The 14,633-nt window shown below is 29.4% G+C and carries 18 protein-coding genes; 12 read left to right on the top strand and 6 right to left on the bottom strand.

From position 1 onward, the window contains the following. Positions 1 to 39 precede the first annotated feature (39 nt). From R3X25_RS13955 to R3X25_RS13945, 3 genes are all read left to right on the top strand, one after another. Positions 40 to 1,062 carry a GntG family PLP-dependent aldolase gene (locus R3X25_RS13955; protein ID WP_317675563.1) on the top strand — a complete coding sequence of 341 codons (1,023 nt, stop codon included), beginning with the start codon at positions 40 to 42 and terminating at the stop codon, positions 1,060 to 1,062. A gap of 117 nt (positions 1,063 to 1,179) precedes the next feature. Continuing rightward, positions 1,180 to 1,725, top strand: coding sequence for a peptide-methionine (S)-S-oxide reductase MsrA (gene msrA, locus R3X25_RS13950; protein ID WP_317675562.1), 546 nt, complete (start codon positions 1,180 to 1,182; stop codon positions 1,723 to 1,725). Positions 1,726 to 1,766: 41 nt separating this feature from the next. Then, on the top strand, positions 1,767 to 2,039 hold the full coding sequence (locus tag R3X25_RS13945) for a hypothetical protein (RefSeq protein ID WP_317675560.1): 273 nt from the start codon (positions 1,767 to 1,769) through the stop codon (positions 2,037 to 2,039). Here the strand turns inward: R3X25_RS13945 and R3X25_RS13940 are convergent. Together R3X25_RS13940 and R3X25_RS13935 are read right to left on the bottom strand one after the other, a co-directional pair. Further along, positions 2,036 to 2,338, bottom strand: a complete 303-nt coding sequence (locus tag R3X25_RS13940; RefSeq protein WP_317675559.1) for a DUF6787 family protein — start codon at positions 2,336 to 2,338, stop codon at positions 2,036 to 2,038. The genes R3X25_RS13945 and R3X25_RS13940 overlap by 4 nt on opposite strands. Positions 2,339 to 2,446: 108 nt before the next feature. Beyond that, positions 2,447 to 3,085 carry a DUF937 domain-containing protein gene (locus tag R3X25_RS13935; protein ID WP_317675558.1) on the bottom strand — a complete coding sequence of 213 codons (639 nt, stop codon included), beginning with the start codon at positions 3,083 to 3,085 and terminating at the stop codon, positions 2,447 to 2,449. 159 nt (positions 3,086 to 3,244) lie between these two features. Here R3X25_RS13935 and R3X25_RS13930 point away from each other — a divergent pair, with 159 nt between their 5' ends. Both R3X25_RS13930 and R3X25_RS13925 read left to right on the top strand, forming a co-directional pair. Next, positions 3,245 to 3,733 carry a hypothetical protein gene (locus R3X25_RS13930; RefSeq protein ID WP_317675557.1) on the top strand — a complete coding sequence of 163 codons (489 nt, stop codon included), beginning with the start codon at positions 3,245 to 3,247 and terminating at the stop codon, positions 3,731 to 3,733. Positions 3,734 to 3,845: 112 nt separating this feature from the next. Then, entirely contained in the window at positions 3,846 to 5,153 is a 1,308-nt protein-coding gene (locus R3X25_RS13925; protein ID WP_317675556.1) for a dicarboxylate/amino acid:cation symporter, read from the top strand. A 5-nt stretch (positions 5,154 to 5,158) separates the two neighbouring features. Here the strand turns inward: R3X25_RS13925 and R3X25_RS13920 are convergent, their stop codons facing one another. Next, positions 5,159 to 5,566 (bottom strand): DUF393 domain-containing protein, encoded by a 408-nt coding sequence (locus R3X25_RS13920; protein WP_317675555.1) that lies wholly within the window; start codon positions 5,564 to 5,566, stop codon positions 5,159 to 5,161. Between the two features lie 96 nt (positions 5,567 to 5,662). On the opposite strand from R3X25_RS13920, the gene R3X25_RS13915 reads away from it, so the two are divergent. The 5 genes from R3X25_RS13915 (at position 5,663) to R3X25_RS13895 (ending at position 10,546) form a co-directional block, all read left to right on the top strand. After that, a complete protein-coding gene (locus R3X25_RS13915; RefSeq protein ID WP_317675554.1) occupies positions 5,663 to 6,355 on the top strand; it encodes an ABC transporter ATP-binding protein in 693 nt (230 codons plus the stop codon). 3 nt (positions 6,356 to 6,358) lie between these two features. Continuing rightward, on the top strand, positions 6,359 to 7,591 hold the full coding sequence (locus R3X25_RS13910; RefSeq protein WP_317675553.1) for an ABC transporter permease: 1,233 nt from the start codon (positions 6,359 to 6,361) through the stop codon (positions 7,589 to 7,591). A gap of 4 nt (positions 7,592 to 7,595) precedes the next feature. After that, positions 7,596 to 8,840: an ABC transporter permease gene (locus R3X25_RS13905; protein ID WP_317675622.1), complete on the top strand. Its 1,245-nt coding sequence runs from the start codon at positions 7,596 to 7,598 to the stop codon at positions 8,838 to 8,840. Positions 8,841 to 8,874: 34 nt separating this feature from the next. After that, positions 8,875 to 9,987, top strand: a complete 1,113-nt coding sequence (locus R3X25_RS13900; RefSeq protein ID WP_317675552.1) for an efflux RND transporter periplasmic adaptor subunit — start codon at positions 8,875 to 8,877, stop codon at positions 9,985 to 9,987. Between the two features lie 175 nt (positions 9,988 to 10,162). Further along, complete coding sequence (locus R3X25_RS13895; RefSeq protein ID WP_317675551.1) at positions 10,163 to 10,546, top strand: hypothetical protein; 384 nt, start codon at positions 10,163 to 10,165, stop codon at positions 10,544 to 10,546. Positions 10,547 to 10,589: 43 nt separating this feature from the next. Here R3X25_RS13895 and R3X25_RS13890 read toward each other — a convergent pair whose 3' ends face one another. Beyond that, entirely contained in the window at positions 10,590 to 11,477 is an 888-nt protein-coding gene (locus R3X25_RS13890) for a 3-hydroxybutyryl-CoA dehydrogenase (protein ID WP_317675550.1), read from the bottom strand. 74 nt (positions 11,478 to 11,551) lie between these two features. Then, the gene (locus R3X25_RS13885) at positions 11,552 to 12,511 is read right to left on the bottom strand and encodes a Gfo/Idh/MocA family oxidoreductase (protein ID WP_317675549.1); all 960 of its coding nucleotides are present in this window, start codon (positions 12,509 to 12,511) and stop codon (positions 11,552 to 11,554) included. Positions 12,512 to 12,596: 85 nt separating this feature from the next. Here R3X25_RS13885 and R3X25_RS13880 point away from each other — a divergent pair, with 85 nt between their 5' ends. Together R3X25_RS13880 and R3X25_RS13875 are read left to right on the top strand one after the other, a co-directional pair. After that, a complete protein-coding gene (locus tag R3X25_RS13880) occupies positions 12,597 to 13,238 on the top strand; it encodes a protein-L-isoaspartate(D-aspartate) O-methyltransferase (RefSeq protein WP_317675548.1) in 642 nt (213 codons plus the stop codon). A 9-nt stretch (positions 13,239 to 13,247) separates the two neighbouring features. After that, complete coding sequence (locus R3X25_RS13875) at positions 13,248 to 14,147, top strand: formylglycine-generating enzyme family protein (protein ID WP_317675547.1); 900 nt, start codon at positions 13,248 to 13,250, stop codon at positions 14,145 to 14,147. A 51-nt stretch (positions 14,148 to 14,198) separates the two neighbouring features. On the opposite strand, the gene R3X25_RS13870 is transcribed toward R3X25_RS13875, so the two are convergent. Next, a complete protein-coding gene (locus R3X25_RS13870; RefSeq protein WP_317675546.1) occupies positions 14,199 to 14,630 on the bottom strand; it encodes a DUF2147 domain-containing protein in 432 nt (143 codons plus the stop codon). Between the last annotated feature and the right edge of the window lie 3 nt (positions 14,631 to 14,633).

Below are 14,633 nucleotides of genomic sequence, written 5' to 3'. Positions count from 1 at the left end.
AAATTTAAGAATTACAAATTTAACTTTTCAAATTTAAATATGGGAATTAATTTAATAAGTGATACAGTTACTGTTCCAACTAAAGGAATGTTGGAGGCAATGATGACTGCTAAAGTTGGGGATGATGTTTTTAAAAACGACCCAACAGTTAATAAACTTCAAGCTAAAATTGCTGAAATGTTTGGTATGGAAGACGCTTTGTTTTTTCCTTCTGGAACTATGGCTAATCAAGCAGGTATAAAACTACATACGCAACCAGGAGATAAAATGTTTTGCGATAAATGGGCGCATGTATATAATTATGAAGGTGGAGGACCAGCATTTAACGCAGGAGTAACGTCACATTTAATTGATGGGAATAGAGGTATGTTTACTGCAAAGCAATTAAGCGAAGCTGTTTTAGGTGGTAGAAATGATATACATACACCGTATTCTCGCCTAGTTGCTTTAGAAAACACTACTAATAAAGGTGGTGGAGCATGTTGGGATTTTGAAGAAATTTTAAAAATTAAAAATGTTTGTGATGCTAATAATTTGGCTTTTCATTTAGATGGCGCTAGATTGTTTAATGCTATGGTTGCTAAAAAACAATCACCAGAACAATATGGGAAAGTGTTTGATACTATTTCAATATGTTTAAGTAAAGGATTAGGAGCTCCAATAGGATCCTTACTTTTAGGAACTAAAGAGCATATGGAAAAAGCCTTACGAATTCGTAAATTATTTGGTGGAGCTATGCGTCAGGCAGGTTATTTAGCTGCTGCAGGTATTTATGCATTAGACAATCATATAGATCGTTTAGCTATAGATCATACTAGAGCAAAAGTAATTGGAACTGCACTTCAGAATTGTAGTTTAGTAAAAAGTGTTGAACCTATAGAAACCAATATTGTTATTTTTAATGTTGTAGATTCTATTGATGATCATGATTTTATAAGTAGAATGCATGATGCAGATATTTCTATGATTTCAATGGGAAATGGAAAATTACGTTTAGTAACACATTTAGATTTTACCGAAGAAATGTTAGAAAGGGTTGTTTTAACATTAGATCATATTTAACATTGTAATTATTTCTGTTTTAGAACGACTTACTTTAGAAAAAGAATGACAAAATATTTAACAATAGCCATTATTTTATTTTCTACAATTAGTTTTTCACAATCTAAAAAATCTATTATGAAGTCAAATATAGAAACTGCAATTTTTGCAAATGGATGTTTTTGGTGTACCGAAGCAGTTTTTCAAGAATTAAAAGGAGTTAAAAAAGTAACTTCAGGTTATATTGGAGGAACTTTAAAAAATCCTTCTTATAAAGAAATTACTACAGGTAAAACTGGTCATGCAGAAGCAATTAAAATTGAATTTAATTCTGAAGAAATTTTATATCTAGAATTATTAGATGTTTTTTTTAGCACACACAATCCAACTACTTTAAATAGACAAGGTTACGATGTTGGTTCGCAGTATAGGTCAGCTATATTTTATAATTCTGAAATTCAAAAAGAAATAGCTAAATCGTATATAAAAGCATTAACTGAAGCTGAAGTATTTGATACACCAATTGTAACAGAAATTACTGCAGCATCAACTTTTTATAAGGCTGAAAATTACCATCAAAATTATTACAATAACAATAAATTTCAAGGCTATTGCACGGCAGTGATAAACCCAAAATTAAAGAAGTTTAGAGAAAAATTTAAAGAGAAGTTAAAAGCACAATAATTTTGGCATTTTTCTTGTTATATAGAGATTAAAGAATATTTATGAATAAAAAATACAAATTGCTATTACTAGGTTTATTAATGGATGGAATAGGAGTATTAACTTCAACTGTAACCATAATTGGTGATTTTGCAGATATAATTTGGGCACCACTTTCGGCATTTATTATTTTTAAAATGTATAAAGGTACCGAAGGTAAAATTGGAGGTTTAGTATCGTTAGTTGAAGAAGCTGGTATTTTTGGAACCGATCTTATTCCAACATTTACGTTAACTTGGGTTTACAAATACTTATTAAAAAAAGGAAAAGATTAAGATTCTTTAAATTTCACACCAAATCTGGCCAGCATTTTTTTAGTGAAATTCCAAAAAAATGTAAATTGACCAAAACAAAAACCAACAATAGGTAAAGTAATTTGGTAAATAGGGAAAATCATTAAAATTCTTAAAGGCCAAAATATCCAAGGGTTTGTAGTTTCTTTATCTAAACCTACAAACTCTGTAACTGGTTTTGCAATTATAGTAGCAAAACTTCCATTAATAGAAAAAACAACAAATATTAGTAATAATTGAAAGTTGGAGGTAATTCCCCAACGTTGTTTTAATTTCTCCATTTTTTTAGTTTAGTCGAGCAAAAATACATTTATTTTCCAAATGAAAAAGTTTAAACAAAAAAAGGTCAAGTTTTAAACTTGACCTTTTATATATCTATTTAAGAAATTTTATTTTCCGAATAATCCGCCTAGTAATCCACCAAGCCCACTTTTAGATTTGTTTCCTCCAAGTAACATACCAGCAACATCATCAATCATACTTCCATCTCCATCAGCATCTAATAATTTAGAAACTAAACTTTGTTGTTCATTTGAAGCACCACCAAGCATACCGCTTAATAAATTTCCAATTCCATTTTGGTCAGTTACATTACTTTGACGTGTTTCTTTTCCTAAAGCTCCCATTACTAATGGCCCTGCAACTTTTAATATATTCATAGCACTTGCTAAATCAATACCACTTGACTTACTAACTGCATTAGCAACGTTTTGTTCTTTACCTCCAAAAACATGACCTAAAATTCCTGCACCATCTTGTAATACATCTTCATTAACACCACTTCCACCTAGAACATCACCAAGATTATCTAAAATTCCACCACTATGTTTATTATTACCTAAAGCACTTAATAAGCCTGAAGCTCCTTCTGGAGTTGAAGCATTATTTTTCATAGCTCCTAAAATTAAGGGTAAAGCTGCACCTAAAGCATTTGCTGTTTTTCCTTCGTCTTGTCCAAATTGTTTACTAGTTCCACTAATAAGAGTTTTTCCAAGGTCACTGTTTAATAAGTCTAAAATTCCTGCCATTTTTTTGTTGTATTAATTAAAAGGTTAAATGTAAATAAAATATTTTCTATTACAATTAATAAGACCCTTATTTAAGTGTTTAGTCACATTGAAATTATAAATTACTTAAATTGGTATATTATTTGATTATTTAAACAAGAAATTTAAAAATATTTAATTATGAAAAAATTACTAATTATTTTAATTGCTATTGTAGGAAGTTTTCAATTTACAAATGCTCAAGAAGTTGCAGATAATGCTATAGGAATTAGGTTTGGAGATAATAACGGTATTGGAGGCGAAATTTCATACCAAAAAAAATTAAATCATGAGAATAGACTAGAAGTTGATTTAGGTTATAGAAATCACGATGATTATGATGCTTTTAAACTTACTGGTATTTATCAATGGGTTTGGAATATTGATGGTGGTTTTAATTGGTATGCTGGTTTTGGAGCTGGAATAGGGTCATGGAGTTATGGAGATAATTTTACGGGAGATGATGATGATGGTTTATTTTTAAATGCAGATGGAAATGTAGGTATTGAATACAATTTTAATATTCCAATATTAATTTCATTAGATTTTAGACCTGAAATTGAGTTGTTAGGAGATTACGGAAATAATACCGATTTGGATTTAGCATTGTCAATTCGATATCAGTTTTAGTAATATTGAGTAAAAAGTTTAAAAAAAAGCGCAAATTGCGCTTTTTTTTATGCCAAAACGTTACAAAAGTTTTATGGTTTTTATATCTTTCGAAGAAATTTAAAACTTTTAAATGAAAAGACTAGCATTGCATTGGCAAATATTAATTGGAATGGTTGTAGGTGTGTTATTTGGATTAGGAATGACGTACATTGAAGGTGGAAAAGAAATAGTACAAGATTGGATAAAACCATTAGGTAAAATATTTATAAATGCTTTAAAGTTAATTGCTGTACCTTTAATTTTAGCTTCATTAATTAAAGGTGTTTCAGATTTAAAAGACATTTCAAAACTCTCTAAAATGGGAGGTAGAACTATAGTAATATATTTAATTACTACAGTAGTTGCTGTATCTATAGGGTTATTATTAGTAAATATAATTCAACCAGGAAATTCAATTTCTGAAAAAACCAGACAAGAGCTAGTTGAAAATTATAGTGGTGATGCTCAAAAATATAAAGACGAAGCAGAAAAACAGAAAGATTCTGGACCTTTGCAAGCATTGGTAGATATAGTTCCAGAGAATATTTTTGGTGCTGCAACTCAAAATAGAAATATGTTGCAGATAATATTTTTTGCAATCTTTTTTGGAATAGGACTTATTTTAATACCTAACGAAAAAGCAAAACCTGTAAAATCCTTTTTTGATGGTTTTAATGAAGTTATTTTAAAACTTATAGATTTAATTATGTTAGCTGCGCCTTACGGTGTATTTGCACTTTTAGCAGCACTAGTTGTTGAATCACCAAGTGCTGATTTGTTTAAAGCTTTAATTTGGTATGCATTTACAGTAGTTTTAGGATTGTTAATTATGATTTTATTTTATAACCTTATTGTTTGGGCTGTAACTAAAAAAAATCCATCAACATTTTTAAAAGGTATTTCACCAGCACAATTGTTAGCATTCTCTACAAGTAGTAGTGCGGCAACATTACCAGTAACAATGGAGCGAGTAACAGAACATTTAGGTGTAGATGAAGAAGTAAGTAGTTTTGTATTACCAATTGGTGCTACTATAAATATGGATGGTACTAGTTTGTATCAAGCAGTAGCAGCAGTATTTATTGCCCAAGCTTTTGGAATGGATTTAAGTTTAGGAGCACAATTAGGAATTATTGTTACAGCAACACTTGCAAGTATCGGTTCTGCTGCGGTTCCAGGAGCTGGAATGGTAATGTTAGTAATTGTACTTGGACAAGCAGGAATTCCTGAAGCTGGTTTAGCCCTAATATTTGCTATTGATAGACCGTTAGATATGTGTAGAACTACGGTAAATGTTACTGGAGATGCATCAGTTTCTATGATTGTAGCAAAAACTATAGGGAAACTACATAAACCTAAAGTAAAAGAATGGGACGATAATTATCATCACAAGAAATAACTTTTCTAAATAAATTTATTTTTATCTTTTTCCGTAGGAATCATACAATTTTCTTTTTTTCCAAACCATTTATATCTATTTTTAGAAATGTAATTATATACAGAATCTCTAATAAATAAAGGGAGAATAATGCATATATATAAACAATTTACAGGAAATTTTAAAAGCCTTGCAATTTTCAATGCAGCTGTAGATTTGTGATATAAAATTCCGTTTTCAATATATAAAATACTATCTAAATCATTTTTTTTTGAAGGGAACTGTAACAATAGTTCCTTTGCAGCGTCTGATTGTTGTGAGGCAAATAAAAAGAGTTCTTTTTTATCGTGTTTAATTATAAATTGAACAGATGAATTACAAAGATTACAAACACCATCAAAAAGAACAATATGTTTATTTTTTAATTGCTTCATAAAACAAAAATAGAAAATTATCATATAATTTCTTTAACAAAAAATTAATATCAATAATTAAAGGCTTTGCCTATTTTCGTTTAAAACAACAACCAAATGATTAAAATTGAGAAACTTCACAAATCCTATCCAATAGGAAAAGACTCATTACACGTTTTAAAAGGTTTAGACCTTCATATTAAAGAGGGAGAATTTGTTTCTATTATGGGATCTTCAGGTTCAGGAAAATCTACCTTATTAAATATTGTTGGCTTATTAGATACTCATGATTCTGGAAATTATTATTTGAATGGACAATTAATTGAAAATTTAGATGAAAAGAAAGCAGCTATTTTAAGAAATAAATTTTTAGGGTTTGTATTTCAATCATTTAATTTAATTAATTATAAAAATGCATTAGAAAATGTTGCTTTACCTTTATACTACCAAGGTATTGGACGTAAAGAACGTCAAGATATAGCAATGAAATATTTAGATAAAGTTGGTTTAACAGAATGGGCTCACCATTTGCCAAGTGAACTTTCGGGAGGTCAAAAACAACGTGTTGCAATTGCAAGAGCATTGGTAACACAGCCTAAAGTAGTTTTAGCCGATGAACCAACAGGAGCATTAGATTCTACTACTTCAAATTCAGTAATGGAATTGTTAAAAGAAATTAACAGAGAAGGAATGACCGTTTTTGTAATTACGCACGAAGAAGATATAGCAGAGGAAACAGATAGAATTGTGAGATTAAAAGATGGTGTAATTATTAGTGATGAATTAACCAATAAAAAAGTAAAAGCTTAAATTATGTTTGATTTAGATCGTTGGATAGAAATATTTCAAACACTTAATAAGAATAAATTAAGAACTATTCTTTCAGGGTTTACCATTGCGTTTGCAATTTTACTATTTACCTTATTATTTGGAATTGGAAATGGATTAAAAAATACATTTGAAAAGCAATTTGCAGGTGATGCAGCTAATTCAGTTTATATTTATTCTGGTAGAACTACAAAACCTTTTAAAGGGCTTCAAAGCGGTAGACAAATTCAGTATAGAAATGATGATATGAAATTCATGAATTCTAAATTTGAAAATGAGATTCAATACTTTAGTCCAAATATACAAAGAGGAAATGTACAAGCGATATATAAAGGAGAACAAAATAGATACACAGTAAGAGGTGTTTATCCAGATTATCAACCACTTGAAGAAGCTGTTATTGAAGAGGGACGTTTTTTAAGTGTATTAGATGTAAAAAATAAAGCTAAAGTAATTGCAATTGGAAGGTTAGTTAAAAAAGATTTATTTGGAGAATTAAATGCAGTAGGTAAAAATATTTCTTTAGATGGTTTTTCTTACAAGGTTGTTGGAGTTTTTTCAGACCCTGGAGGTGATAATGATGAACGATATATTTATACTCCCTTTACAACTGCTCAAGGAATGTATAAACCAAATGATGAATTAGATTATATAGGACTTACGTTTAATCCTGATTTATCTGTTGATGAATCGTTATCTTTTTCAAATTTATTAACTAAAATGTTAAAAGAAAAGCACAGTGTTGATCCTAGAGATCAAGGTGCCATTAGAGTTAGAAATTATGCTGAAGGAACAAAAAATGTTGAACAATTTATGTTTGTGTTAAACTTCATAATTATTTTTATTGGAATTGGAACACTAGTAGCTGGTATTATAGGTATAAGCAACATTATGGTTTATATTGTAAAAGAAAGAACCAAAGAATTAGGAATTAGAAAAGCACTAGGAGCTACACCAAAATCTATTGTTGGAATGATTATGATGGAATCTATTTTTGTAACCGCTATAGCAGGTTATACAGGGTTGTTAATTGGTGTAGGTACTCTAAAAGCAATTGGAAGTAGTTTAGAAAAATATTGGATAATAAATCCAAGTGTTGAAACAAGTACAGTTATTGGTGCTACCATTATTTTGATAATTGCAGGAACTATTGCTGGATATATACCTGCAAAAAGAGCTGCAGGAATTAAACCAATCGAAGCCTTAAACGACGAATAAGATGATAAAATTTTTACTAGATAAAGATACTTGGCAAGAAATTTACGGAAGTATTCGTAAAAATAAAGTTCGTACTGGAATTACCATAATAGGCGTAATGTGGGGAATTTTTCTACTTGTAGTTTTATTAGGAGCAGCAAGAGGTGTTGAAAATAACTTCAATAAATTATTTGGAAGTTTTGCTACTAATAGTGTGTTTGTTTGGGCGCAACAAACAGCAGAACCTTTTAAAGGTTTTCAAGAAGGTAGGCAAATAAGACTTAAAATGTCTGATTTAGAGAGTATTAAAAACGAGATTAAAGGTTTAGAGTTTGTTGTTCCTAGATTACAAAGACAAGCATTAGCTGTAAATAATTTTAAAACCGGAACTTTTGGAGTTTTTGGAGATTATCCTGAACTAGATAAAGTACAAAAAAAAGATTTGGTTTATGGTAGATTTATTAATGATGAAGATATTCTTAAAAAAAGAAAAGTTTGTATAATAGAAGAAGAAATTTACAAGCAATTATTTGATAAAGATGTATACCCAATAGGTACTTATATAAAAATTAACAATATAAATTACAATGTTGTTGGAATGTATAAACAAGGTCAAATAGGTGGTGGTGGACCACAAGGCAATATTCATATTCCATTTACAACATTTCAACAAGTTTATAATATTGGAGATGGAGTAGGATGGATGATGATTACAGGTAAACCTGAATTTGATATAACCCAAATTGAAGCTGATGTAAAATTGTTATTAAAGAATTTACATAAAGTGCACCCAAAAGATGAAAGAGCAATTGGAAGCTTTAATTTAGGAAAAGAAATAGCAAAAGTAACAGGGTTTTTAACTGGAATGCAGTTTTTAACTTGGTTTGTGGGTATAGCAACTTTAATAGCAGGTGTATTTGCCATTGGGAACATACTTTTAATTACTGTAAAAGAAAGAACAAAAGAAATAGGTATTAGACGTGCATTAGGTGCAACACCTTGGGAAGTGAAACGTCAAATTATATTAGAATCAGTATTTTTAACAAGTATTGCAGGTGCGCTAGGAATTATTCTTGGAGGACTTGTTTTAATGATAATTGACGTAACCATAGGAAGTGGACCTGAAGCCGCATTATTAAATCCAACGGTAAATATTCCTGTTATTTTAATAGCAGCATTAACACTTGTAATATTAGGAACTTTAATTGGGTTAATACCAGCTCAAACAGCAGTTAGTGTTAGACCAATAGAAGCATTAAGAGAAGAATAAAAAGTATATATAAAAATCAGAAAATCAATTACTAATGAAACGAAAAATAATTTTTGGGACTATAGCAGTATTATTACTTGCAGTATTATTATGGTTTGCTAAAAAGAATAGTAAATCACCAATCCAATACGAAACTGAAACGCCTTTTAAAACAAATATTGTAAACAAAACAGTAGCTACAGGAAAAGTAGTTCCATTAGAAGAAGTTGAAATAAAACCAAAGGTTTCTGGAATTATTGATAAAATTTATGTTGAAGAGGGAGCAGAAGTAGAAGTTGGAGATTTAATAGCAACCATTAGAGTTGTACCAAATGTTTCTTCATTAAATAGTGCACAAGGAACTGTTAAAAACGCTCGCTTAAGTTTTGAAAATTCTAAAACTTTATACGAAAGAAATAAAGGACTATACGAAAAAGGTGTAATTTCTCGTCAAGAATTTGAAACAGCAGAATTAAATTACAATAGTTCTAGACAAGATTTAAATACAGCACAAAGCAATCTTCAAATTATTCAAAAAGGTTCAGCTGCTGGTATGGGAAAAACAGCAAACACCTATGTAAAAGCTGAAATATCAGGAACTATATTAGAAATTCCTGTACGTAAAGGTAATCAAGTAATTGAAGCTAATACGTTTAATGCCGGAACAACTATTGCAACCATTGCAGATATGACTAAAATGATTTTTGAAGGTCAGGTTGATGAAGCCGAAGTTGGAAAAATTCAAAACGGAACGGTTTTAGAAGTGTCTTTAGGAGCTATTGAAAAAAAGAAGTACCCAGCTAAATTAAACTTTATTGCTCCAAAAGGAACAGAAGAAAATGGAGCAGTACAATTTAAAATAAAAGGAGATGTTACTTTAGATGATGAATACTTTATTAGAGCTGGTTATAGTGCAAATGCAGATATAGTTTTAGAAAAAAAAGATAGTGTTCTTTCTATTAAAGAAGCCTTACTTCAATTTGATAAAAAAACAGAACAAGCTTATGTAGAAATAAAAACTGGTGATCAAGAATTTGAACGAAAAGATATTGAATTAGGAATTTCTGATGGAATAAATGTTGAAGTTTTAGATGGAGTAACAGAAAATGATGAAATTAAAATTTGGAATAAAACATCCAAAAAAGATGAAAAAGAAGAGAATAATTAGTAATTAATTTTCAAAAATAAAAAAAGGCGTTTTAATATTTATTGAAACGCTTTTTTTGTATATTTATAGTAGAACTTTTTAAAGAAGAATAGATTTAATTTTATGATTTTTATCACCTAAAAATTAATTAAAAAGTTTGAAATTTATTGTATAAAATTTTAAAAGATAAATGTATATGGAGAGTCAGTTATTATTCTTAAGTGATTTAAACTTCAATTTAGAAGTATGGAAACGTGAATTAAAATTCCAAGAAAGTGAAATGGATTATTTTGAGGAAAAATTAGAGCATGTAGCTTTACGTAATTTTGGTCAAGAGGTAATGGTACAACTGGAAGGTTATCAAAATAAAATAATACGTGAGCGTGAAGTAATGGGGCATTTAAGACATAAAATAAGAATGAAAAAACGTGAAATAGCACAAGCTAAATACGAAAACAAAAGAGAGCCTGTATTTCATGAAAAGCAAATTTTATTAAAAGATGAAATGAAAGTTTTTGTAAAAATGCATTATGAATTAAAAGAAGATATGATGGATTTCTTCTTGAAAAATTTACAATAGATTTTTACTTGTACATAAAAAAAGCCGCATTAAGCGGCTTTTTTTATATAAATTGTTTTGAGACTATTTCAGCCTTTTTATTTTCAGAATAATTATAAAAACCTTCACCAGATTTTACTCCTAGTTTTCCTGCTCTAACCATATTAACTAATAAAGGACATGGTGCGTATTTTGGATTTTTAAATCCGTTATACATTACATTTAGAATTGATAAGCAAACATCTAAACCAATAAAGTCAGCTAATTGTAATGGGCCCATTGGATGTGCCATTCCTAATTTCATAACAGTATCTATTTCATAAACACCAGCAACTCCATTGTACAATGTTTCAATTGCTTCGTTAAGCATTGGCATTAAAATTCTATTTGCAACAAAACCAGGGTAATCATTTACTTCAATAGGTACCTTGTCTAATTTTTTTGACAGTTCCATAATAGTTTTTGCAACTTCATTAGAAGTATTATAACCTCTAATTACCTCAACCAATTTCATAATTGGAACAGGATTCATAAAATGCATACCTATTACGTTTTCAGATCTATTGGTTACTGAAGCAATTTTTGTAATAGAAATAGAGGAAGTATTAGTAGCTAAAATTGCATTTTTAGGAGCGTCTTTATCAATTTGTTTAAAAATATTTAATTTTAAATCTTCATTTTCTGTAGCAGCTTCAATAACTAAATCAGCATTTTTTACTCCGTCAGAAATAGAAGTGAAAGTGATTAAATTTTTTAAAGTTCTAATTTTAGTATGCTCGTCTATTCTATCTTTAGTAATTAATCTATCCAAGTTTTTAGAAATAATAGCCAACGCTTTTTCTAAAGCATCTTCTGACACATCAATTAAATGAACCTTATATTTATTTTGAGCAAAAACATGGGCAATTCCATTTCCCATAGTTCCTGCACCTATTACGGCAATATTTTTCATTATTATTTAGGTTTAATTAATTAAATTATTACTTCTAAAATTTAAATATTATTTAAATTGATTTAATAACTGGTTTAAAAATCGTTAATAATCATTTGAGCAACACGCAAAGCTTCTGTACCTTGTTCTAAACTAACAATAGGCGTAGTGTTGTTATTAATAGCATCTGCAAAAGTTTCTAGTTCGTCTAAAATAGCATTATTAGCTTCAACAGTTGGGTTTTCAAAATAGATTTGTTTTTTAATTCCTTCTGCATTTTGTAAAATCATATCAAAATCTCCAGGATTTTCAGGAGCATCTTGCATTTTAACAACTTCAGTAGCTTTTTCAAAAAAGTCAACAGCTATGTAAGCATCTTTTTGAAAAAAACGAGATTTACGCATATTTTTTAATGAAATTCTACTTGCAGTTAAGTTAGCAACACAACCATTTTCAAATTCTATACGAGCATTTGCAATATCTGGTGTATCACTAATTACAGAGACACCACTAGCATTAACATTTTTTACTTTAGATTTTACAACACTTAAAACTACATCAATATCATGTATCATTAAATCTAAAACTACAGGCACATCAGTACCTCTTGGATTGAATTCAGCTAATCTATGTGTTTCAATAAACATTGGTGTGTTGATAGAGTCTTTTACAGCTGTAAAAGCTGGGTTAAAACGCTCAACATGTCCAACCTGACCTTTTACATTGTATTTGTTGGCTAATGCTATAATAGTTTCAGCTTCATCTACAGTTTTTGTAATAGGTTTTTCAATAAAAATATGTTTTCCTTTTTCAATAGTTTGTTTTGCACAATCAAAGTGAGAAAGAGTTGGAGTTACAATATCAACAACATCAACAGCATCAATTAATTCTTCTATAGAATCAAACGCTTTGTAACCAAATTCTTCTGAAACTTTTTCAGCATTCTCTTTTATAGGGTCATAAAAACCAACTAAATCGTATTTTTCTGATTGATTTAATAATCGTAAATGTATTTTCCCGAGGTGTCCTGCACCTAATACTCCAGCTTTAAGCATGTTATTTTGTTTAAAAATGTGACAACAAAAATAACAATCTTTAGGCATTTATTCCTATTTTTAACAACTCAAATTTCAATAATTAGTGAAGGATACGCATAAACACCAAGGACTTCGAAATCAGTTAGTAAAAACATTAGTTTCAAAAGGTATAAATGATAAAAATGTATTGGAAGCAATAAGTAAAATTCCACGTCATTTATTTATGGATTCAAGTTTTGCTGATTTTGCTTATCAAGATAAGGCTTTTCCAATTGCAGCAGAACAGACTATTTCTCAACCGTACACAGTTGCATTTCAAACTGAATTGTTAGAAATTAAAAAAGGGGATAAAATTTTAGAAATAGGAACTGGTTCGGGTTATCAAACAGCTGTATTAATTGAGTTGGGAGCTAAAGTGTATTCTATTGAACGCCAGCAAGAATTATTTAAAAAAACAAAGTTATTTCTTCCTAAAATAGGGTATAAAGCAAAAAAATTAATATTTGGCGATGGTTATATTGGCTTAAAAGAAGAAGCGCCTTTTGATGGAATAATTGTCACAGCTGGAGCACCATTTTTACCAAAAGCTTTACTAGGTCAGTTAAAAGTAGGAGGTAAGTTGGTAATTCCTATTGGAGATGATGTCCAAGTAATGACATTATTTGTTAGAACAAGTGAAAAAGATTTTAAAAAACATGAGTTAGGTGATTTTAGGTTTGTACCTATGTTAAAAGAAAAGAATTAAAGATATTTTATGAAAACAATATATTTAGTATTAGTGGTAGCTTTTTTGTTTATTTCTTGTAAAGAGGTAAAAAAAGAAAAGCAATTAGAGAATAAAGAAGCTATAAAGGAAGTACAAATTGAAAAAAATAAAGATAGTTTAGAAATGGTTTATTTTGAAGGAGGGACAATTAAAATTGGTTCTCAAAATTTACCAAATGAACAACCAGCTTTTGAAATGGAAATTCAACCATTTTATTTAGATAAAAATTTGGTGACTGTTGCTGAATTTAGAATTTTTGTTAACGAAACATCTTATACAACTGAAGCTGAAAAGTTTGGAGATTCTGGTGTGTTTTCTTTTGAAAAAGGAAATTGGGAACTTTTAAAAGGTGCTAATTGGGAGTTTCCTTTAGGAAAAGATAAGCCTAAAGCCATTGATAATCATCCGGTAACACATGTGAGTTGGAATGATGCAAAAGCTTATGCTGCTTGGAAAGGGAAAAGGTTACCAACAGAGTTTGAATGGGAATTTGCAGCTAAAAACGGAAAAAATAGTAACAATAAATATGCATGGGGAAATTCAATTGTAGTTGAAGGTAAATACCAAGCTAATGTTTGGCAAGGAAACTCAATTCAAGAGCAAGAAGTACTAGATGGATTTTTATTAACATCACCTGTTGGAGTGTATCCAGCTTCAGAAATGGGTTTATTTGATATGGGCGGAAATGTATGGCAATGGTGCGATAATTATTTTAAACCATATCCATATAATAAATCTCAAGCACCTCAAAGCCCTAATGTGCGTTCAACTAGAGGCGGATCTTTTATGTTTGATCAGGCTTTGGAAAATAGTTATACTACCACTTTTAGAAGTCAAAATTCAATAGATACTTCTTTATTTAATATGGGATTTAGATGTGCTAAATAAAACAATAATAGTTAAAAAAAAAGAGTCTGAAATTTCAGACTCTTTTTTTATTTATTGAACTCTACTCCAATGTTGGGTTCTACCAATTAAAGCAAAGCCAATATAGCCTCTAACTTTAAGTTTGTTATTACCATCTAAAGTAATATAGCATTTATATTCTTTACCCGTTTTTGGATCTAAAATTTTAGCTCCATTCCATTCATCTCCATCTTCTTTTAAACCATCAATAATTACCATTCCTTTAATTGGTTTATTTTTTTTATTTCCTTTACATTCTTCACATAATTTGTTTTCTTTTCCTTTTTCTAATAATTGAAGAATTTTTGCATAGGCTTTTCCATCTTTTTTATAAACTTCTACAATAGATTTTTCTTTTCCTGTTTCATCATCTATAGTTTTCCATTTTCCAAAAATAGATTGTGAACTTGCAGTAAACGAAATAGCTAAAGCAAGCATAAGTGTAATTGTTAGGTGTTTTTTCATTTT

The sequence above is a fragment of the Lutibacter sp. TH_r2 genome (assembly GCF_033101135.1).
In the GTDB taxonomy this organism is placed as follows: Bacteria; Bacteroidota; Bacteroidia; order Flavobacteriales; family Flavobacteriaceae; genus Lutibacter.
The sequence above is the reverse complement of the archived record's forward strand: the minus strand, read 5'-3'. Positions and strand labels throughout refer to the sequence as shown.